The 21,040-nt window shown below is 62.5% G+C and carries 19 protein-coding genes and 2 pseudogenes; 8 read left to right on the top strand and 13 right to left on the bottom strand.

What is annotated here, in order from left to right; translation table 11 throughout:
* Positions 1–106 precede the first annotated feature (106 nt).
* The 9 genes from ASB66_RS06010 to ASB66_RS26635 all read right to left on the bottom strand — a co-directional run bounded on the left by ASB66_RS06010 (position 107) and on the right by ASB66_RS26635 (position 10,251).
* Positions 107–370, bottom strand: coding sequence for a DNA -binding domain-containing protein (locus ASB66_RS06010; protein WP_060719727.1), 264 nt, complete (start codon positions 368–370; stop codon positions 107–109).
* A 113-nt stretch (positions 371–483) separates the two neighbouring features.
* Positions 484–720: a helix-turn-helix domain-containing protein gene (locus ASB66_RS06005; protein WP_060719728.1), complete on the bottom strand. Its 237-nt coding sequence runs from the start codon at positions 718–720 to the stop codon at positions 484–486.
* A gap of 186 nt (positions 721–906) precedes the next feature.
* Positions 907–1,071, bottom strand: a complete 165-nt coding sequence (locus tag ASB66_RS26425; RefSeq protein WP_171430984.1) for a hypothetical protein — start codon at positions 1,069–1,071, stop codon at positions 907–909.
* A gap of 461 nt (positions 1,072–1,532) precedes the next feature.
* Positions 1,533–1,934 (bottom strand): single-stranded DNA-binding protein, encoded by a 402-nt coding sequence (locus ASB66_RS06000; RefSeq protein WP_060719729.1) that lies wholly within the window; start codon positions 1,932–1,934, stop codon positions 1,533–1,535.
* 691 nt (positions 1,935–2,625) lie between these two features.
* Positions 2,626–2,958 carry a hypothetical protein gene (locus ASB66_RS05995; RefSeq protein ID WP_474368107.1) on the bottom strand — a complete coding sequence of 111 codons (333 nt, stop codon included), beginning with the start codon at positions 2,956–2,958 and terminating at the stop codon, positions 2,626–2,628.
* A gap of 248 nt (positions 2,959–3,206) precedes the next feature.
* Positions 3,207–4,142, bottom strand: a complete 936-nt coding sequence (locus ASB66_RS05990; RefSeq protein WP_081089173.1) for a DUF2493 domain-containing protein — start codon at positions 4,140–4,142, stop codon at positions 3,207–3,209.
* A 330-nt stretch (positions 4,143–4,472) separates the two neighbouring features.
* The gene (locus tag ASB66_RS05985; protein ID WP_060719730.1) at positions 4,473–5,516 is read right to left on the bottom strand and encodes a DUF7146 domain-containing protein; all 1,044 of its coding nucleotides are present in this window, start codon (positions 5,514–5,516) and stop codon (positions 4,473–4,475) included.
* Positions 5,516–9,856 (bottom strand): strawberry notch family protein, encoded by a 4,341-nt coding sequence (locus ASB66_RS05980; protein WP_060719731.1) that lies wholly within the window; start codon positions 9,854–9,856, stop codon positions 5,516–5,518. Before ASB66_RS05980 ends, ASB66_RS05985 begins: the two co-directional genes overlap by 1 nt.
* 242 nt (positions 9,857–10,098) lie before the next feature.
* Positions 10,099–10,251, bottom strand: a complete 153-nt coding sequence (locus ASB66_RS26635) for a hypothetical protein (protein WP_234823925.1) — start codon at positions 10,249–10,251, stop codon at positions 10,099–10,101.
* On the opposite strand from ASB66_RS26635, the gene ASB66_RS05975 reads away from it, so the two are divergent.
* Positions 10,198–10,920: an alpha/beta fold hydrolase gene (locus tag ASB66_RS05975; protein WP_234823924.1), complete on the top strand. Its 723-nt coding sequence runs from the start codon at positions 10,198–10,200 to the stop codon at positions 10,918–10,920. The two genes, ASB66_RS26635 and ASB66_RS05975, sit on opposite strands and share 54 nt — an antisense overlap.
* On the opposite strand, the gene ASB66_RS05970 is transcribed toward ASB66_RS05975, so the two are convergent.
* Positions 10,885–12,036 (bottom strand): C2H2-type zinc finger protein, encoded by a 1,152-nt coding sequence (locus ASB66_RS05970; RefSeq protein ID WP_060719733.1) that lies wholly within the window; start codon positions 12,034–12,036, stop codon positions 10,885–10,887. The two genes, ASB66_RS05975 and ASB66_RS05970, sit on opposite strands and share 36 nt — an antisense overlap.
* A gap of 208 nt (positions 12,037–12,244) precedes the next feature.
* On the opposite strand from ASB66_RS05970, the gene ASB66_RS05965 reads away from it, so the two are divergent.
* Both ASB66_RS05965 and ASB66_RS05960 read left to right on the top strand, forming a co-directional pair.
* Positions 12,245–12,481, top strand: coding sequence for a hypothetical protein (locus ASB66_RS05965; protein ID WP_060719734.1), 237 nt, complete (start codon positions 12,245–12,247; stop codon positions 12,479–12,481).
* Positions 12,482–12,511: 30 nt separating this feature from the next.
* Positions 12,512–13,186: an SEC-C metal-binding domain-containing protein gene (locus ASB66_RS05960; RefSeq protein ID WP_060719735.1), complete on the top strand. Its 675-nt coding sequence runs from the start codon at positions 12,512–12,514 to the stop codon at positions 13,184–13,186.
* Between the two features lie 100 nt (positions 13,187–13,286).
* On the opposite strand, the pseudogene ASB66_RS05955 reads toward ASB66_RS05960, so the two are convergent.
* Positions 13,287–14,216, bottom strand: a pseudogene (locus tag ASB66_RS05955) (hypothetical protein); the annotation flags it as partial.
* 89 nt (positions 14,217–14,305) lie between these two features.
* Here ASB66_RS05955 and ASB66_RS05950 point away from each other — a divergent pair.
* Positions 14,306–15,334, top strand: a complete 1,029-nt coding sequence (locus ASB66_RS05950; RefSeq protein WP_060718548.1) for an IS110 family RNA-guided transposase — start codon at positions 14,306–14,308, stop codon at positions 15,332–15,334.
* A 283-nt stretch (positions 15,335–15,617) separates the two neighbouring features.
* Here ASB66_RS05950 and ASB66_RS05945 read toward each other — a convergent pair.
* Positions 15,618–16,808 (bottom strand): annotated as a pseudogene (locus ASB66_RS05945) (ParB/RepB/Spo0J family partition protein); the annotation flags it as partial.
* A gap of 175 nt (positions 16,809–16,983) precedes the next feature.
* A complete protein-coding gene (locus ASB66_RS05940) occupies positions 16,984–18,177 on the bottom strand; it encodes a hypothetical protein (RefSeq protein ID WP_060719286.1) in 1,194 nt (397 codons plus the stop codon).
* A gap of 348 nt (positions 18,178–18,525) precedes the next feature.
* On the opposite strand from ASB66_RS05940, the gene ASB66_RS05935 reads away from it, so the two are divergent.
* From ASB66_RS05935 to ASB66_RS05925, 4 genes are read left to right on the top strand one after another with little or no spacing between them, the layout of a single operon-like run.
* Positions 18,526–19,131 (top strand): type IV toxin-antitoxin system AbiEi family antitoxin domain-containing protein, encoded by a 606-nt coding sequence (locus tag ASB66_RS05935; RefSeq protein ID WP_156545143.1) that lies wholly within the window; start codon positions 18,526–18,528, stop codon positions 19,129–19,131.
* Positions 19,124–19,291, top strand: coding sequence for a hypothetical protein (locus tag ASB66_RS26170; protein WP_156545142.1), 168 nt, complete (start codon positions 19,124–19,126; stop codon positions 19,289–19,291). The genes ASB66_RS05935 and ASB66_RS26170 overlap by 8 nt, the downstream gene beginning before the upstream one ends.
* A 5-nt stretch (positions 19,292–19,296) precedes the next feature.
* On the top strand, positions 19,297–19,674 hold the full coding sequence (locus ASB66_RS05930; protein ID WP_060719466.1) for a helix-turn-helix domain-containing protein: 378 nt from the start codon (positions 19,297–19,299) through the stop codon (positions 19,672–19,674).
* Entirely contained in the window at positions 19,674–20,906 is a 1,233-nt protein-coding gene (locus ASB66_RS05925; protein ID WP_060719288.1) for a type II toxin-antitoxin system HipA family toxin, read from the top strand. Before ASB66_RS05930 ends, ASB66_RS05925 begins: the two co-directional genes overlap by 1 nt.
* The last annotated feature ends 134 nt before the right edge of the window (positions 20,907–21,040 follow it).

The raw sequence follows: 21,040 nt of genomic DNA, 5'->3' as shown, positions 1-21,040 counted from the left end.
TTACGACTGTGGGTTACGGAGGGGGAACAATCTCAACTCGGTCGGCTTTTGGGAACAACGAAGGTCGCGTAACGTGATGCAGGTTTTGCATCATGCGCGACAGTGATCAATGAAGACTTGAGCGCATAAGGTCGGCAAAGCCGTGTTCGGCCATCCATTTCGCTCGCGCAAGGTGAGCTGCATAGATCCGGTGAGCGCGCTCGGCGTCGCGCTTGGGATCGAGGCGAAGCACGACTTCGGCAACCTCCCTCCAATCGGCGCCTTCCGCCTCCGCATCGAGAAGACGCAGGTAAAGTTTGAGGTGTTCGCGGTCGTAGGCCGTGAGTTCGGCGTTGGTCGGCGGACAGTCCGCGAGTTTAACCTTGGTCATGCAGTCCTCCCCTTCCGCTTTTGCCCAAATTGCTGGCGATCGATAGCGGAATTTTAATGGTATAGTAAAATTTGGGCTCGGGAATATGCGCACTTCCAATGATCGGTTCTGAATTAGCGCTTTTCGCTGACAAGCATCACTCCCACATCAGGGCCGGAGTTAAGGAAGACGATCCCGTTGTCTTCAAAAGCCCGTCGGACCTGATCGCGCGTGCTCTCATACACCTCGAGACCGCTTTCGGATTCGAGGCGCTTGAGCGCGGTCAGTGATACCCGGGCCTTGTCAGCGAGCGTCTCCTGTGTCCAAGCCAGTAACGCACGCGCGGCCCGAAATTGTCGGGCGGTGATCATGCATGATCACCTCCCACATAGACCTGCGCGCATTCCAAAACTACGGCTATTTTAGTCGTTCTTGGCTGCGAATGCCAGCGGGAACGTGCTGAAAAGACGTGAACCATGGCATTCGCCCTCATCTGATTCGGTTGCAGCCCGGCGGCTGCAACGCCGAGGCCCGACGGCGGAGCCGAAGCTCTACCGTCAGGCGAATGGATCGATCTCCCTGATGACGGTCTCGTCATCACCGTCATACTCGGTGGCGGGCATCACGCTGACGGTTCCGTCGCCGGCACGGAAGATGACGATCGAGACCATCAGGGTGGCGGCGAGGCTGAGGGCGTAGGCATGAGCGTCTGCAAGGGACATTTTCCGGCTCCTGTTTGGAGGCGGGGACCATCCCCCGCTCGACAGGCGCCCGAAGTGTTTTGGTCCCGACCGGGGTCATCGCGGAGGCAAGGCCGACGCGACCGCACGCTCGCGTAGCGGACCCTGCAAGGGTTGACCCTGAAAGGCCGGGATTGAAATCAAGGTTGCGTCTCAAAGAGCGGGGAATGGTGAGCGTAGGCAAGAACCGGAAAACCTTGCAGCACCCATCGTTGCAACTGTTCGATGCGCCACCCTGTTGGTCTCGATCCTTGGCGTGCCCCAGAGATGGAACGTGATGCCCGCCTCCAGATATGACCGGATGGGACTGGGCGAGATTTGTTCGCCTGAGCCGGACAGGGCTTCAGTCGTCGCCGGACGAGATTGGCCTGAACCCGATGGTCGTGATCAACGCGAACACGAAAATCCCGGCGGCTTGCGCCGCCGGGCTCCTGGCATCCCGCTCAGAACGGGATGTCGCTGTCGTCAGTGAACTGACCATCTTCGTTATCGGTCTGCTTCGCCCGGTTCAGGAAATCGACCGTCTCGGCGATGATCTCGCAGCCGTAGCGGTCGTTTCCTTGCTGGTCGGTCCACTTGGTGTAGTGGATACGGCCGCGAACCAGAACCTTCATGCCTTTCTCGCAATGTTCCTGGATCGTCTTGCCGAGGCCGTTGAAGGCGGTGATGCGGTGCCATTCGGTGTCCTGGACCCGGTAGCCGTTATTGTCCCGGACCACCTTGCCTTCCGAGTAGCGTGGGCGCGAGGTCGCCAGGGTAAAGTGGGTGATGCTAGTGCCGCTCTGGGTATTGCGGGTTTCGGGATCCTGGCCGATGTTGCCGGCGAGAATGACGATGTTCTGCATTGTGAGTCTCCGTTGCTCCTCGGAGGGACCATCCCTTCGATGAGACCCGGCCAAGGCCGTCAGGAGACGCCTGCACTGACGCCTCGGCGGCAGCTTGACCCCCAAGGTCGGAGTGGTGTGGGCAGGCGCTTTGCGCCAACTCGGTCCGAAACCGCGGGGGTTGCGGTCGGAAACTGAACGGACTTAGGGGATCAGTCAGTCGGAGGGATGGTCTCTTTGAGAGCCCAAACGGGGCCGCACAGCAGGATCTTCGTCCCCGCCGGCAGCACCGTTCTGACAGGATGCCGCTGCAATCCCATTATCGGGGCAGCAGCAAGCCCCCCCTTTACCGGCAACCTTGTCTCCAGCCGGACCGGCGGGCTGGGACAATAACGGCTACCGAGCTTCAGGCAGATGGCATCGCTCCGCGTCCCAATGGCAGAAAGCTCGATCCAGGAACATTGGGGGACATGGGGAAATGAAGGTGCTCGCGGTTGCCCACTGCGCCAAGCAGGCCGACCGGCAGGGCGCCGACTGCATGCGCCCGCGGTGTTGGGATTCGATGATCCGCTTTCCGAACCGAGCGAGGCAAAATAGAAAATCGTGGCGGACACGACGCTGACACAACGGCCCGTTTTGATCGGGGAGCCGGAGGCACCGAGCCGCAAGCCGCCGGGATTTTCTCAGGAAGCGGCAGATCGCGACGGCCGTATCAACGCGAGACGACGGAGGTACCGAGCGCGTTGAGATTGAGCATCGCAGAGATGCCGATGAACAGGCCGCCAACACCGCCGAGCAGGTTCAACGCGATCGTGGAGTCGACGAAATTCTTCGTCACGCCATGAACGAGCGCATAGCCGGCGATCATGGCAGGTACAGCGAAGACGGCGAGCGCTATCAGGTGCAAACCCGGATTTTTGGCAAAGCCGATAACGGCGATTACCAGTGCCACCGAAAGCAGAGCCGCAACGACGGCGGCAAGGCCTGACATGAGGAAACCTGCCTCCAGGCCGTGGACATATTGGAAGGCGGTCAGCCCGGCCATGAAGGGCTAGGCATAGATCGCGAAGTTATAGGCGATGACGCAAAGCGTGATCGTCAAGGAAATGGCTAACAGAATCAGCGTCACGGAAACCTCCAGATGAACGGTTGAGGATCACGACAGGCTGCCGGCTGATACGTTCCACCTGCGACTATGCTGTTTCACCGTTGCTGCAAGGATGCTTTATTTGACCCAGAATCGGGACTTCCGTCAAGTAAAGGCGGCTGAAACAGCCGCCGGGCGGCGGCGCTTTACGCGCCACCGTCGAACTTTATGACGGGAATGCCGAGCTTGCGGGCCTTGTCCGCGAGGTTCTCCTGAATACCGGTGCCGGGGAAAACGAGGACGCCGACCGGCAGGACATTGAGCATGGCATCGTTTCGCTTGAAGGGCGCGGCCTTGCCGTGTTTCGTCCAGTCTGGCTTGAAGCTGACCTGCTGGACCTTACGGTGATCGGCCCAGCGGGAAGCGATCAATTCGGCGCCCTTCGGCGTGCCGCCATGCAGCAGCACCATGTCGGGGTGCTTTGCATGGACCTGATCGAGTTTCGCCCAGATCAGGCGATGGTCGTTGAAGTCAGCGCCGCCGGTCACGGCAACCTTGGGTCCAGCAGGCACCATCACCTCGGTCTCGGCCCGGCGCTTCGCTGCAAGGAAGTCGCGGCTGTCGATCATCGCCGAGGTCAGATGGCGATGGTTGACGATCGAGCCGGTGCGCGGCCGCCAGGGCGCGCCGGTGTGGTGCTCGAAGGCTTCCGCCGAGAGATCGCGGAAGAGTTCCATGCTGTTGCGCCGCTCGATCAGGGTCTGCCCCTCTGCCGTCAGGCGCTCCAGCTCGACCGACTTCACCTCGCTGCCGTCCTGTTCCCTCTGAAGGCGGCGCTGCGCCTGCTCGTTGTCGTCGAGTTCGCGTTCCACCCGGCCGCTGGCTCGGTGGAAGAGGTTGACGGTCCCCCAGAGCAGGTCGTCGAGGTCGGGTTCGAGGCGGGTTTCCCCGAGCGTCGAGACGAGGGCGTCGAAGATGTCTGCGACCGCGGCGGCGACGGCATTGCCCTCCGGAAGCGGCCTCAGATCGGGTTCGTCCTGAAACGGGCGCCAGCCATAGAGCTGGAGTTCGGTGAGGAGGTGATCGGTGGGGGATGAGGTGTGGACCGGCTCGAAGCCTGCATCCTCGTCTTCGTTCATCATCGGGAGCGTCCTTTGTCTGGAGACCGCGCCCATCGCGGCCTTCGCAGGCGTCGAAAGCCCACGGGCGGCACGGCCTGGCAGCACTCGCGCTCCCGCGAGGGCCTTGATGGCCAAGCCCGGCTATTTTGTTTCGCGCTGCAAAGGCGGGGCTCGTCCCCGCCGGCGGAAAATAGCCGGAGCGCCGCCATTGCCCGGCCGTGCCGTTTGTGGGCCGATCGCCCTCTCAGAAGGCCGTGGGCGCCTCTCTCCGACAGGGAGGATGTTTCCGGGGATGGGCGGAGGCGGCAGGCGGAGGTGCCTGGGGCCGCGCCTCGTTCCCCACCAATCTTCTCACCCCTCCATGAACCGGCTGACGTCTTCGGGACGAAGCTGATCCATCAAGGTCGCCCGCAGGGCGTAGACACCGCGCCAGCGCAGATCGTCGTTGAAGTCCTCGCCGACCGGCGACAGCGCAATCGCCTCGATCCCGACGCTCTCTGCTCTGGCAATCAGGCTGTCCCTTGCACCGTCGCCTGCCGGATCGCGATCGCGAAGGACATAGAGCCGGCGCAGCGTTGCCGGGAACAGGATGGCAGCGAGGTGCGCGGCCGAGAGCGCCGCCAGCATCGGCATGTGGGGCAGGACCTGGCGGGGTGACAGTACGGTCTCGATCCCTTCGCCAGCCGCCAGCACCTCACCGGCAATCCCGAAGCGGACGCCGTACCCGAGAAGGTCGCCCATCGCCCGCCTCGGTGTTTCGACAAGAGCCTTGCCCGAACCGTCCGGGGCGAGCCAGGTGCGGTGCGCGCCGGTCTGCCGTCCGGCGAGGTCGGTGACGGAAGCGATGATCGCCGGCCAGATCTCGGTGGGCGAATGCTCGTCGGGCCTGTAGTAGCAGCGCGGATGGTAGCGCAGCGCGGTGGTGCCTTCGAGCGACCTGATCGCTCGCCCGTCGAGGTAGATTTCCGCAAGCGTGCCGCCGATCGGCTGCGACATGGCGAACAACCGCCGTGACGCTTCGGGCGAGCCGACCGCCACGCTCGATGTCCTGCCGGTCGGCGTCCTCGTCCTTTCCGGTTCGGGATGCGGGAGCGAGAGAAAACGGCGTGCTTCCTCGGCCACGTCCCTGAAGTCGACCAGGCCAAGCGCCTCGCGGATGACGTCGAGAAGATCGCCATGTTCGCGTGTTGCGCCGTCCGTCCATTTCCCTGCGGCTCCCTTGCCGGTTTCCGGCCCGGTCAGGCGCACGAACATCGACCGGCCGGGATTGTTCTGCGGATCGCCGACGAGCCAGTATCGTCCGGCACGATGGCCGGACGAGAGATAGTGGCGGCAGACCGCCTCGGCGTTGCGGCCGAGACGGATTGCCAGATCCGAGGCATCGTGACGGGACATCAAGCTGCCTCCCGTTCAACGATGCGCTCGACCGGATAGGTTTCGAGCAGCTTGCCGAGCACCGTGACACCTGTGGCATCGACGGGCACGAAGAAGCGGAGCTTCCACGAGATGATCTCCGTGAAGAGACCATAGGCGCGCAGCCTCTCGCGCATGGCTTCGCTGAAGCGGGAAAGCTCGATGCGGTTCGCCCCCATGACGCGGACGCGGCGAAGCTGCAGGCCCTCGGCGAGATCCAGGATCGTGCGGCCGTCCATCAGCGCGGCGAAGGCGTCGTCCGCCGCAAGCGCGGTCCTGCCGGCCGCGGTCGCATTGGCGGCCCAGGCCGGAGAGACGCGGCGACCGATGATGCGCTCGCCGTCATCGGTCTGGAGCCGATAGACGCGCGTCGATTCATTCGGAAGGCGTTTCCACACCGGCAGTAGAAGTCCGGCGACCACATGAATGGCGCTGTCGGAGAAAGCCGGAACTTCCGAGACCTCCCGGTTCCAGACGGCGGCGAAGGTTTTGCGGTCGGTTCTCTCCCAATGGCTTTCGGCCATCATTTTCAGCGAAGCGTGGTGATGCTCCATCGGCCGGATCAGCCGCACGCGCCGTTCGATCTCGCCATCGTCCAGCATCAGCGAAGGCGCCGGAACCTGCACGGCGGCACGACCTGACTTGGCATTGACCAGCAGCTTGCCGTTGCCGTCGGCGATCCAGCCGAAGGCATCGTCCAGCGTCATCGGCCGGTTGCGCCGCCGTTCGGTGATGGCGAGCAGCCGTGTTTCGGCGCCCGTCGCCGGGTGGGTGTAGATCGTCTTGCGGTCTGTGACGACGAAGCTCTCGGCCGTCAGCGTCTCCAGCCCGACATCGTACACGCCGCTGGCGATGGCTCCCTGAACCTTGGCGTCGAGCAATTGCTCGAAGGCGGTGAAGAGGATGGCCTGAAGCTCAATGGTGAGCGCCAGAAGCCGGTTCAGGAAGGTCGTGATGGGCGGCAATTCATCCTTGATGCCATTGCTGTCCATCAGCTTCAGGCCGGTGGCTGCCTCGAAGCGGTCGAGCGAGCATCCCTCGATCTTGCCCCGCACGAGCAGCAGGTAGAGTTGGCGCAGCGCGTCGCGTGCGTAGGGCGACTCCAGATTGTCTTCGGCCCTGAACAAGCCCTGCCCGCCGGTCTGGCGCTGGCCGCGCGTGATCGCGCCGAGCGTGTCGAGACGCCGTGCGATGGTGCTGAGAAAGCGCTTTTCCGCCTTCACGTCGGTCGCGATCGGACGGAACAAGGGCGGCTGCGCCTGGTTCGTCCGGTTGGTGCGCCCGAGCCCCTGAATGGCCGCGTCGGCTTTCCAGCCGGGCTCCAGCAAATAATGGACGCGCAGGCGGCGGTTCCGCGCCGACAGCTCGGCATGGTAGCTGCGCCCGGTCCCACCCGCGTCCGAGAAGATCAGCACGCGCTTCAGATCGTCCATGAAGGCGGCCGTCTCCGCCAGATTGGCCGATGGCGCGCGGTTCTCGACGACAAGGCGATCCCCCATGGGCTCGGCGCCCGACATGGAGGCGGCACCCGCTTTGCGGACAATGCGGCGGGAGCGGCCCGTCACCTCCGCCACCATGTCCGTGCCGAAGCGCTGGACGATCTGGTCGAGCGCACCGGGAACGGGCGGGAGCGAAGCAAGCCGCTCGATCAGCTCGTCACGGCGAGCAACGGCTTCGCGGCTCTCGACGGGCTGACCGTCGCGATAGACGGGACGCGACGACAGGTTGCCATCCGAGTCCATGAACGGCTCATAGAGCTGGACCGGAAAGGAATGGGCAAGGTAATCGAGAACGTACTCGCGCGGCGTGATGTCAACGCGGACGTCGTTCCATTCCTCGGTCGGGATCTCGGCCAGCCGGCGTTCCATCAGCGCTTCGCCAGTCGACACGATCTGGATAACGGCGGCGTGCCCCGCCTCGAGATCGCGTTCGATCGAGCGGAGCAACGTTGGGGTTTTCATGCTGGTCAGGAGGTGCCCGAAGAACCGCTGCTTGGCCGATTCGAAGGCGCTGCGGGCGGCTGACTTGGCCTGCCTGTTCAGCGTGCCGTCGCTGCCGGTGATGTTGGCCGCCTCCATCGCCGCGTCGAGATTGCGGTGGATGATCGAGAATGCCCCGGCATAGTCGTCATAGATACGACGCTGCTCTTCCGTGAGCCGATGTTCGACCAGCTCGTATTCCACACCGTCATAGGACAGCGCGCGCGCGGTATAGAGGCCGAGCGAGCGGAGGTCGCGGGCCAGAACCTCCATGGCCGCGACACCGCCGTCCTCGATCGCTTCCACGAACTCGGCGCGCGTGGCGAAGGGGAAATCCTCAGCCCCCCAGAGGCCAAGCCGTTGCGCATAGGCGAGATTGTGGACGGTGGTGGCGCCGGTGGCGGAGACATAGACGACACGCGCGTCGGGAAGCGCGTGCTGCAGCCGCAGCCCTGCGCGTCCTTGCTGTGAGGCGGCGACATCGCCGCGTTCTCCATTGCCTCCGCCGGCGTTCTGCATTGCGTGGCTCTCGTCGAAAATGATCACTCCATCGAAGTCGGAGCCCAACCATTCGACGATCTGCCTGACCCTGGAAACCCTCTCTCCACGGTCGTCGGAGCGTAGCGTAGCATAGGTTGTAAATAGGATGCCTTCCGACAGGGTGATCCTTGCGCCTTGAGGAAAGCGCGAGAGCGGCGTAACCAAAAGGCGCTCCATGCCGAGCGCCGACCAGTCACGTTGCGCGTCCTCGATCAGCTTGTCGGATTTCGAGACCCAGACGGCCTTGCGGCGACCGCGCAACCAATTGTCCAGAATAATGCCGGCCGACTGGCGTCCCTTGCCCGCGCCGGTCCCATCGCCGAGCATGAAGCCGCGGCGAAAACGCACCGCCTTCGCGGCGTCGGCCGGTGCGGCCTGAATGACGTCGAAGGTGTCATCGACCGTCCACGATCCGGCGAGATAGTCGGAGTGGGCCTCACCGGCATAGACCACGGTTTCCAACTGGGCGTCGGACAGGAGGCCGAGGATGTTGGCTGGCAGCATCGGCCGATAGCTCGGCTTCGGCGGCGCGACGCTCGCCATCGCGGCGGACAGGACCAGCTTGGTCGGGTGGGCCTGAGAGCCGGGAATGCGGATCGACTGCAATCCGTATTCTTCATAGATGGCGTCGGTTAGATGCGCGCCCTCAGGCGGCGTCCAATCCACCCTCTCATAAGCCAGTTCCACGCCTTCGGGATCGGCGACGGCCGCAGCCGGACGCGAAACGGCCGAGCGGGTGAGATAGCCGCGCTCGCTGCGGGGCACCGTGGCCGGGCGCTGCGCCGGGATTTCCGGCAACGCGACAGGCCGACGTGGCGGAACCTGAGCCTCGATCCAGCCGAGCAGCGTGGTGACGTCCGGCGCCACGCCCGGCGAGGCCGGGACGATGGCGGGATCCTCGGCAGGCACCTTGTCGATGACCGTGAGCCTTGTCGGGAAGGTCGTGCCGTGCTTGGCATAGACCGAGCCGGCGATACCGGCGGAAAAGACGATCGTGCTCCGGTCCTGCAAGCGGACGAAGGCGTCGCGCCAGTCGGGAATATCCGGGCCAACATTGGCGCCGGTGATCGCCACCAGCCGTCCGCCGGGCGCGAGGCGGTTCAACGCCGAGGCGATATGGCGGAAGCCGGCATCGGCCACGCGGCCGGAGACATTCGCCAGGGCGGAGAACGGTGGGTTCATCAGTACGACGGATGGCACCGCGCCTGGTGCAAGATGATCGTCGATTTGCGCGGCGTCGACGCGGGTGACGGCGATGGCCGGAAAGAGAGAGGCGAGCAGATCGGCGCGGACCTCAGCCAACTCGTTCAGGACGAGCGTGCCGCCGCTGATCTCGGCCAGGATGGCGAGAAGCCCGGTCCCCGCGGAAGGTTCGAGCACGATGTCGTTCGCGGTGACGGCCGCCGCCGTCACCGCCGCCAAGGCCAACGGAACCGGCGTCGAGAACTGCTGGAATGCCTGGCTCTCTTCCGAGCGGCGGGTTTGGGTCGGTAGGAGGCCGGCGATTTTCGACAGGGCGGAAAGCCGCGAAACCGGAGAGACGGCTTTACGGAAAAGCGCACGTCCGTATTTGCGCAGAAACAGGACCGTGGCGACTTCGCAAGCGTCGTAGGCCGCTTTCCAATTCCAGACTCCGCTGGAATCGGACACACCGAAGGCGGTTTCCATGGCCGAGCGCAGGACAGTCGTGTCGACGCGCTCACCGCGTTCGAGATAGTCGAGAAGATGATTAGCGGCCGCGAGAATGGCGGGCGCATGGGCAACAGGGGCGACCGGAGCGGCCACGGGCAAGGCGATGTTCATGAGAGGAAGCCTCAGGAGAGCGGGAACGGGAAGCCCGCGCAGCGCTCTCTCTCGACCGCCCGGGCTCAAACCCGTCCCACGGTCCTCTTCCTTTCCGACAACCGCCGTTACATGCAGATTTGCATATTGCGGCTTCCCTCCGCGTCATGAACATGCGTGGCAACCGTCCCATCAAATCGGGGACGGCGACATGAACGACAAGCGACATGAGAGAACATATGGAAGAACAGTTTTTCGACACATCACACGGCAGAATAGCTTTTTACGATAATCGCGCCGATGGCCTTGCGATTGTAATGTTGCACGCCAACTCTATTTGCAAGGAGAGCTTTGCGCCCCAGATTGCGGCATTCGGGAACACATACCGAACCATTGCCATCGACCTGCCCGGTCACGGAGGCTCCTCCGACGCGACAGACCCACGTCGAAGCTACAGCATGAGCGGCTATGCGAATGCCGTTTCCGAATTGCTGACCGGGATCGGCATGACACGATACGCGGTGCTCGGCCATTCACTCGGCGGTCATGTCGCGCTGGAACTGCTCGCGCGCCACGAAGCGTCGATTGCCGGCGCCGCCATTTTCGGCACGCCGCCGATCGAAAACAGCATCGAGGGACTGATCGCCGGTTTCGTGCCCAGCCCGGACATGGGCTATACCGGCAGCCTCGTCATTACCGAAGAACAGGTTGGGATGATCGCCAGGATGGCGCTCGGGGAAAAGGACGAAGGCAATGAAACGTTCCTCGCCGCGATCCGGCGCACCGACGGCCGGGCGCGGCAATATATGATGGAAGACGCACAGGCCGGCAAAACCAGCGACCAGCGCAAGGTGGCCGAAACGACGGCGATCCCCCTGCTGATCATCAACGGCGCTGACGATCCCGTCGTCAATCTGGACTATGTCGACAGCCTCTCTTACCGGAACGTCTGGACGGGCAAGCCGATCCGGCTCGCCGGGACAGGTCATGCCGTCCATCGCGAGGAGGCGCAGGCGTTTAACAGGCTGCTGGCCGAATTCCTAAAACGATCACCTGATCAGGCCGGCGCATCCTCGCTTGCGTAAAAACGCCTGCATCGCTTCCGAGATCGGCGGCTCGATGTCGAAGACACCGAACCGCTGACGAAAGCGATCCCACTGGCGCCCCAACAGACCCCGGCGCCGCGCATCGGGGCACATCCATATCCAGTCGAGCCGCCAAGGGTTGTCACCGCGTCCAGCCGGCTGGGGGCGAAACGCACAGGCACCGACGATCCGGTCCTCGTCATCGGAAAACAGAAACCCGACCGCTTCACTGTCGTGATCGGGGTCGGTCTGCCATTGCACGAAATCGTAGCTCAGCTCGCGCTTGAACTCGAGCGCTCGATCATAAACCGCCTTGCGTTTCCATTTCGGTGACGACGCATCCACCCAGGGAGCGTCGAGATCGCGGGACAATGCATCTGCGAATTGCCAGTTCGGCTTCGGGTCGATGATGGCAAAACGCTTGCGGTGGAACGACCGGTGCACCTGTTCGTCGGTCCGCAGGCCCTTGACGTAGAGCATTCCGCAATCGGGGCAGGTCACGGATTGCGTCTCTGGGCGCTTGCGATATTTCGGAGCGACGATCTTCAGCCACAAGGGCTCGCCATTGTCATCAATCACATATTCCAGTCGGTAGCCCGATCCCGTCTTGTGTCGCATCGTGCGCATTCCCCGCCATGGCCGATGAGGCGCCGAGAGGGTCACAGGCGGCATGCGATGACGGTTCTGATCATAGAAGAGAACCGAGATCTCGTCCTCGCTCAGATGGGAAACCGGCGGAATTGCCCCCTTGAGCCGAGCGCACAAGGTCGTCAGATCGATCCGGAAGCCCAGCCGTTCGATGAAGATGCAAAAGGCGGCGGCATCGATCGCGGAAAGCATGGAATGACCGAAACCGTCATCGAGCCGATGTTTCGGGCGCGAGAACACAGCGCGAAACGGCAGGTTGAGCGCGGCGGTGAACTTTTCGATATCGATGACCGCAGGCGGGTCCGATCTGCGGTCGAGCATCAGCAGCAAATCTTCGATATCAGCCGTCGATGCCCATCCGGTTTCCGCGATCCTTGTGGCCAACGAAACCGGGACAGGGCGATCGGACGGCTCCGGTCTTTGCAACGCATCCCATATCGCCTGGATCGTTTGTCCTTCGACTTCCATGCGATCCCCCAATGTAGCGGCGATATTGTTTCGTCGGATATTCAAACTATTGTCCAGAAGGAAATAAGCAGGAGAAGATCATAAATCGGAACCGTCCACCATGAGTTGAGATATTCTCCCTACACAGGATGATTCCTGGTGCGGACATGGCCCGTCTTGTCGATGACGCTATGGTGACGGCACGTGCATGGGTTATGGAGGCCGAAAAATGGTAACAGTTATCTGGGCGCCGCCCGAAATGCCGGACGAACGCCACATCGTTGTGCGCGTTCACAGGGACGGCGTTCCCGGCACCAGTGAAAAAGGTTATTTCCACATCAGCGACAAAGAGGACCGGAGAGGCTCCGGCCCCTTCGACATCCTTCTGAACGAGGTGATAGAGCGGGCGAAGGAACAGGCCATCGACCGGGGCCTGTCGCAGGTCGTCGTCGTGCAACGCGACTGATAGCCGTAACACCGAACCCGGAGGATCGGCGTGCCCGCAATCAGCACCGACCTGTTCAAGAAGAGCTATACGACGTCGCCGAATGAGATCAGCCCCGCCGTGGTGGAGTTCTGCGCCGGCATTAATGCCGACGCCAGGCCGTCCTATGTTGCAGTCCAGCCCGATGGCGATGCGCAACCATCAGAATGCTTCAACAATGTCTCGGCCAAGGTGGACCGTGACGGCGGATCGTTCGTCTATGGCTGGCTGATCTGGGAATGGCCGCGCGTGTTCATCGAGGCGGAACATCATGCAGTGTGGGAGAAGGACGGGGTATTGATCGATATCACCCCGCCGATAAACGGTGAGACGAGAATCCTGTTTCTCTCGGACCCTGTCCGCACATACGATTTCGTGGGACAAAAGCGGCTGATCAATATCAAGAAGAGCCTCGGTCGGTTTGCGAGCGTTTCGGACTGGATACGGGCTGCCGACACATTACAGCGAACGATCGAGCGGCATTCCGTGGGAAACCAGTTCACGATGGACCGTAACCATCTCGCAGCACTCGGACGAGACGTCCAGCAAAGGCTTGGTGCCGTCTTCGTCGACCTCGGTCGCCATACCGGACCGAATGATCGATGCTTTTGCCGGAGCGGCAAGAAATTCAAGAAGTGCTGCTCACCACTGATACAGCTCCATCCCTGGACAAGCAGGAAGGGATGACCGAGCTTGGCATGAGAAAAGGCGCTCCGCCGGACAGCGGAACGCCTTGTCTGAAGGGGACCAGAAATGCGGGGCCGACCACATCGGCCCTGCGTCGCGTCTATGCGGCCGCGATCGTCGCACCATGATCGTCGTCGTTGTCGGCATCGTCCATATCGTCCTCGTCGTCACCGGCGAGAAAATCGGGCAGCGCCTCCCCCGCGCCATCCGCTTCGGCCGCCGTGACCTCTGCGGCAGCCTCGCCATCGAGATCGGCAAGGCGCAGCGGTTCAGGCAGCCAGCCGCTATCCGCCAGAAGGCGCTCGGCCTCCACCGCCATGTCGCCTTTTTTCAGATGGACGATGAGCTGGGCCGCACGCTCGCCAGCACCTTCTCGGACGGCGGCGAGGATACGGGGCTTGGTCACGCGGCCGAGATAGTTCTCGACCGTCGGTCGGAAGCCTGCGTCCACCATGTCCAGCCCGGTGGAACGCGCCAGCCGATCCGCCTCAGCCATGCGGCGGTCCAGACCTGCCTGCGAAATGCCGGTAGCGCTGTGGGGATTCGGGCGCTCGTAGAGAGCATTGACCCCGAAAGCGACGCAATGGGCGAGCAGCGCCAGGCGGCTGGTGTCGTCGAGCGCGGCAAGCCAATCCCAGAGCGCGTCATCGTCGGCCGGAATATCCGTCTTCCAGTCTTCATGCCGTTGCGTGACGGATTTCGTATAGGATGCCTCAGCAAGATCCCTGCCCTGCTCACGGAAGAAGACGTGATTGACCGAAGCTTGCAGGCTTGCACCCGACGTACCGGTGCGCTGGAAGGTGTCGCGAACCAGCTTATGCAAAAGGGCCGTGAGCGCCACATGAGGATTGGCGCCGACCGCATCGCGAAGTGCCAGCGAGCGATGTGCGGTCAGCTCGATCACGAGCCGTTCCGGCAGCGGCTTGATGACGTCTTCTTCGTCATCATCCTCCGGCTCGGCCGGTTGGCCGCCGATGGTGATGACGGCCCGTTGGATGCTGGCGCGGGCACCGACTTCTGAAGCTATGTCATCGGCATCATTATTGATGATGTGGACACCCCCACCACTACCGCCGAGAATATCGGCAGGGACCAATCAAACGTTGGAAAGGAAACGGGATGTCCAGGCTGACAATCGGAATCGACCTTGCAAAGAATGTCTTCCAGGTTCACGGCATTGATGACAGCAGTCGTGTCGTGATCGCTCAGAAACTCCGGCGCACACACCTTCTTGCATTCTTTGCCAAGCTGGAGCCGAGTCTGATCGGCATGGAGGCGTGCGGCTCCGCGCATCACTGGGCTCGCGAACTGACAGGCATGGGCCATGAGGTCAAGCTGATGGCGCCGGCTTATGTGAAGCCGTACGTGAAGCGGGGGAAGAACGACATGGTGGATGCCGAGGCGATCTGCGAGGCTGTGACCCGGCCGACCATGCGGTTCGTTCCAATCAAAACCGCGTCGCAGCAGTCGATCCTGATGGTGCACAAGTCGCGTGCTCTCCTCATCCGGCAGAGGACCATGCTGGTGAACGCCTTACGAGGCCATCTCACCGAGATCGGCATCGTGGCGCCGGTCGGGATCGAAAGAACGGCAGAGCTCGTCGAGCGGGTGCTCGCACACGAGCCGACAGAGCTGGACGTTCCGCCGCTCGTGACTGACATTGTCGTATCCTTGGCCAGGCAAATCGACTCCCTGACCGCCGAGGTCAGGACACTTGAAGCCAAGATACGCGAATGGCAACGAACGAGCGAAGCAGGCCGCAGGCTTGCGACGATCCCGGGCGTCGGCGTCATCACTGCCACAGCACTGGCGGCGACGGTGCCTGATGCGTCAGTCTTCAGGTCGGGGCGAGAATTTGCCGCATGGCTCGGGCTGACGCCACGATCGAATTCGTCTGGAGGAAAAGAGCGCCTCGGCAGGATCACGAAGGCCGGGAACCGATATCTGCGAACGCTGCTGATCGTCGGCGCGACAGCCGTCCTCAGGCATGTCAGGCATAAGATGCACGGGCCGCTCATCGAGTGGGTCAGGAAATTGTTGTTAACGAAGCCCCCGCGCCTGACGACCGTGGCGCTGGCGAACAAGATGGCGCGGATCGCATGGGCCGTGATGACTCGGCAGACGGTATACACAAACGCCATCGCATAGAAACCGACGCACCAGCGTCACCGAGTTCGGAGGGCCTGCCAGACGATCGTGATGAATACCGGTTCCGCCGGGGATCAGGACAACCCGTTCGCGAGACTGCATCTGCAGAATGCGCTTTTTTGATTGGGACCATGATCCGCGGATTTCATCAAGGCCCGCGGCCGTTCGGCCGATCATCAGAGAGGCCGGACATATGCGAGCAGCCAGCCGGGTTCAAAAAGATCAGAAGAAAGGCTTGACCGAGGGGGTGTCCACATATGCTCGCTTGGCCATCGATAGCGACCGGAGCTTCATCCTCGGGGCGGACAAAGCCGCGATCGACGACCAGATCACCATCACGATCGATGCTGACGAAAACGCCGGCGCGGGCGATCTCAGCCGGATCGTAGATCACCGGGTGCTGCTCGAAGGTGTCGAGCGCCTGCTCGATCTCGCCAAGGCGCTGATCGATCTCATCGGGCACATCGTCGGTCTCAGCGTATTCGGCCTCCAGACGATCATGTTCGCCACGAAGCGCCTCGCGGGTAGCACGCTCTTCCTCCGTCAGGTCGACGGTCGTCCCGACAAGCCCGCGCAGGCCATCGTCATGGCCATAGGGGAAGTTGACGGCGATCTCGACCCATTTCCAGCCTTCGCCGGCAATTTCCTCGGCAATGGTCTTCAGCTTTTCGCCGACCAGTCGATCGAGCAGTACCGGGTCTTGCAGCCAGCCGCCATTGTCGTCCTCAAACAGATCGCGCAGGACGTAGCCGCCCGCCGCCTCGTAGGCGTCGATGCCGACGAACGCGGCGCGCTTGTCGGATGCGCGTACCGCAGTCTCGGTGAGCATGCGGCGGATTTGCCATGGCTCCTTCTGCCAGCCGTCCTTAATCGCTGCCCAGACCTGCTCCTGGCGCGCATGATCCTGCGAGACGGTGAAGGCCATAAGCTGCTTCAGCTCGATACCGTCTTCGGCATAGATATCGAGCAGCACTGGCGAGATGGAGGCCAGGCGCAGACGCTGCTTGACGACATTCACGTCAATGAGAAAGGCGGCGGCGATATCTTCCTCGGTCATTCCCTTGTCGCGCATGGTCTGGAAAGCGCGATACTGATCGAGAGGATGTGGCGGAACGCGTTCGTCATTCTCAGCGAACGAGATTTCCTCCATGAGGATGCCGCTGGCAGCGTCGCCGACAACGCAGGGAACCGGCGCGGTCTTGGCGAGGCGCTTTTGCTTCACCAGAATCGCGAGGGCCTGATAGCGGCGGCCACCGGCAGGAACCTCGAACATGCCGGTTTCCTGTCCGTCAGCGTCGAGGACTGGCCGGACGTGAAGGCTCTGGATCAGGCCGCGACGCGCGATCGAGACCGCAAGGTCTTCAATCGAAACGCCGGCCTTTATGCGGCGCACGTTCGCCTGGCTCAAAACGAGCTTGTTGAAGGGGATGTCGCGCGAGCACGACAGGGTGATTTTTTGAGTGGCAGTAGCCATCGGGATAATCTCCGCGACGGGCGGTCGGGAGCCTCTCTCTCGACCTCCAACCCGTCACGAAGCGAAGCGCCGCCCTCTCACTCTATGAGGGCAGCGCCACGGAACCGGACAAACGGGAAGGCACGAACGCGCAAAGCCGGAAATACGGACATCCATATCTCCGGCTTCACGATTTTCAGGCAGCTCGATCGAGCAGCTTCTTGGCCTTGCCCTCCATGTCGAGGCGGGCGTCCTGATGCGGCTTGTCGCGTGCGACGGCAGTGATGCCCTGCACGAAGTCGAAGATGGACTCCGGCGGGCGGCCTTCCTCGGCCAGAACCCTGTCGATGATCTTGCCGGTTTCGGCCTTGGAGAAGCCGCGACGACGCAGGAAGTCAGTGCGGTCTTCGTCCGTCCTGGCGACGATCCGCTCGCGGGCCGCCCTGATGCCGTTGACGAACGGCAGGGGCGAGGAGTTCGCGAAGTTCAGCAGCGCCGGGGCTGCCTCGTGCGCGAAGCGATTGGCGGCATATTTGGAGTGGCGGATGGTGATTTCCTCGAAATCCTCCACGCCCCACAAATTGCGATTCTGGCAGACCGCGCGCAGATAGAAGCTCGCCATGCCGAGCGTCTTGGCGCCGACCTCGGAATTCCAGCAATAGAAGCCCCGGAAATAGAGATCGGGCGCGCCGTCCGGCAGTCGGCCGGCCTCGATCGGATTCAGGTCGTCGACCAGGAACAGGAAGACGTCGCGATCAGAGGCGTAGAGCGTGGTCGTATCCTTGGTGATGTCGACGCGCGGATTGTAGATCCCGGTCGACCAGTCGAGCACGCCCGGGACCTTCCAGCGTGTGTCGCCTGTGCCGTTGCCGGCGATGCGCTGCACCGCCTCTACCAGTTCGTGATCGTAGATGCGGCCATAGTCCGGGCCAGTGACGGCGCGCAGCTCGACACGGCCAGTATCGGTTTCGAGCGTCTTGATCTGTTCGGCCCGATTGGAGGCCAGGCCGTATTGCAGGTTGATGCCGGCAAGTGCGGCCGGGAGCTGCCGCAAATAGGCGGCGGGCGCTCCGACCAGGCTGGCGAGTTGTCCGAAGGACCAGTGCGTCGGCGCGATTGGCGCATCCGTGCCCGGCAGGATCAGGGCCAACCGCTCCGGGTCGTTGCGGTTCGCCTCGACGTGTATAAGCGCGCTCTCCACCACCCGCGTCCGGCTGCGTTCGGTGCGGTCGCGGACCGTGTGGGCCAACTCGGACAAGGAAAGGTAGCGCTCGTCGGCCGGGCGCGAGAACCATTCGGACGAGACGCGGCCGACCCGCTCGCCCCGGCCGACATCGACCTTGTAACCGCCGCTGGTGTCACGGCGCGCATTGAGGACCTGCATATTCATGGGACCAATCTCCACGACGGGCGTCAGAGACCTCTTCTCCGACCTTCAACCCGTCACCGGAAACAAGTCCGCTCTCTCACTCTCAGCGGGGCGTTGCGGGGCAGCCGCCCCGCAGAAGGGGTCCGTCGAGACCAAGGCTCGGACGCAGGGGAAGGCCTTCCCCTCCCGGTGTGGATGCAGAAGGCGATCCGAAGATCAATCGTCGCTGTTTGCTCAAGTCCGTTTGAGGCGAACGCGTTTCGTAAAACGGCAGCCTCTTACCTCGCACCTTTCTTCACCATGCGAAAATGATACAAATCCTCGGACAGTAAGTCCTATGTTCCGGGTTTCCGTATCGTGCCGTCATCCATGTCCCAACGCCAGATTGCTTATACCGTGCTGACCGCGCGCGGAATGTCGCGCCTGGCAGAGCTGCGCGAGGCGGGCGTAACAGCCGCCACCATGAGCCGCATGGAACGTGACGGCGAGGTGCTTCGACTCGCGCGCGGGCTCTATCAGCTTTCCGACGCGCCCCTCGACATCCACCACAGTCTTGCAGAGGTCGCCAAGCGGGCCCCCAAGGGCGTGGTTTGCCTCGTTTCGGCCCTGGCGTTCCACGGGCTGACCGATCAACTGCCGAGGCAGGTTTGGCTCGCCGTGGGGCAGAAGGACTGGACCCCGAGACCCGAAGGCACGCCCATTCGGCTGGTGCGTTTCACAGATCGTCTCCTGACGGAGGGGGTTGAGACCCACCCTGTCGAGAGGGTGCCCGTGAAGGTTTTCTGTGTCGCAAAGACGATTGCCGATTGCTTCCGATATCGGAACAAGATCGGCCTGTCCGTGGCGATCGAAGGCCTGCAGGAAGCGCTGCGTCAGCGCAAGACGACGCCAAGCGAGATTGCCAGCCAAGCTGAACGAGGAACGGTCGCCACGGTCATTCGGCCCTATCTCGAGGCGCTGACCGCCAATGGCTAAGGAAATCGAGAATATCGGCGCATCAGTTCGCGCCCCGCCTGTCGCAGATCTGCAAAACGAGGCGATGGTGTTCTTGGAGGCACCAACTGAAATTCTTGACCTTGGAACTAATTGGTCATATATGATCGGTTTATCAGCGTTTTACATCATATATGGATGATTGAGATGGGCTCTCCTAAGGCGAAGCCAGCACTGGAACGGCTGGGCCAGGATATCCGCCACGCGCGGCTGCGGCGTGGTATTGCCGTGGCGGATCTCGCCGTGCGTGCGGGTACCTCGCCAAGTTCCATCGCCCGACTTGAACGGGGTGATCCGGGCGTTGCCATCGGAACGCTTGCCGACGTTCTCGTTGTGCTAGGCCTTCTGGAGCGGCTCGCTGACCTGGTCGATATCCGCAAGGACGATCTGGGGCTGGCGCTGGCAGCGGAGCACGGACCGCGCAGGGGCCGCTCCTTCGCGGCAAGGCTGAAAAAGCAGAAAGCTCAGACGGAGGAGACGCAGGATCGGCAGGACGTTGTGGACCCTGACGGGGCTTCCTTCTGATGGCCGATTTCGTCGCCCATGTCGCGCTTGGCGAAGGCCGGACATCGGTGGGCCAATTGCGATTTACCCATGCCGGGCCGCGGCAGTTCTCTACTTTCGCCTATGGTCCAGAATGGATCGAAAACCCGCGCTCCTTCGCCATACAGCCTGATTTCCCTCTTGAGGCTGGCCCATTCCATACGTCAGGACAGCTCGGCAACATGCGCGACGCGTTGGCGGGCGTTTTCGCCGATGCGGCGCCGGACAGTTGGGGGCGCAGGCTGCTCGAACGCGCCTATGGCAATGGTCTCAACGAATTCGAGTATCTGACGCTTTCCGACGATACCTGCCGGCAAGGCGCGTTGCGCTTTCTGGATGACAAGGGGGAAGTTATTCGCGGAAAGGCGGCCGACGCCGTTCCGCGTGTGGTCGATCTCGAAACCATCACGGCGATCGCGCGAGCCTATGAGCAAGGCAAGGAAATCACGCCCGAAGAGTTGCAGGCCCTGGCTGGTGCCGGCGGCTCCGGCGGCGCGCGCCCCAAAGCCAATGTCAGAGACGGCGATACACTATGGCTGGCGAAGTTCACCTCGGTCCACGATCAGCAGCCGATCGAGCGCGTCGAGGTCGCGACGCTGCGCTTGGCGGCCGCCTGCGGTATCCGCACGCCCGAGACACGGTTGGAGTTGGCCGACACGCCGTTTCCGGTGGCGCTGATCAAACGGTTCGACCGGCGCGGGTCCGCACGGATTCCCTACATCTCCGCGCGTACCGCGCTCGGCAAGACGGGCGCAGAACTGGGTTCCTATACAGAGATCGTCGATTTCATGCGGTCTTGTTCACCCGATCCCTCTGACGATTTCCGCGAGCTTTACAGGCGTCTGATTTTTACGATCCTCGTGTCAAACAAGGACGATCACCTGAAGAACCATGGCTTCCTCTATGTCGGGGCGGGTCGGTGGCGGTTATCGCCGGTGTTCGACGTCAATCCGGCGCCGGATCGCAACCCGCATCTCGAGACCGCGATCCTAGAGGGCGGAGCCCATGATCGGTCTATCAACCTCGCACTGGAAGCCTGCGCGTTTTTCGAGATCCCCGACGCCGAGGCACAGGAGATGATCCGGACAATGGCGCAGCGCGTTTCGGACGGATGGCGGGAGGCCTTCAGACAGGTTGGCGTCTCTGGCGCGCCGGCGCGGGACTATGAGGCTGCTTTCGTCGGTGATGAGATGCAAATGGCGCGCAGTCTTTAAGTCATATTTGGCCAACTATTGAACATTATCGATCAGATATGATTTTTTCCGATCACCGATCCGCCTCATAAAAAACGTCGCGCCGCTTAGATGGTTACGGGGACGAACCCGAGAACCATGAATCGGGGCACCGT

Source organism: Gillisella vitis, assembly GCF_001541345.2.
GTDB classification, from domain to species: Bacteria; Pseudomonadota; Alphaproteobacteria; order Rhizobiales; family Rhizobiaceae; genus Allorhizobium; species Allorhizobium vitis.
The sequence above is the reverse complement of the archived record's forward strand: the minus strand, read 5'-3'. Positions and strand labels throughout refer to the sequence as shown.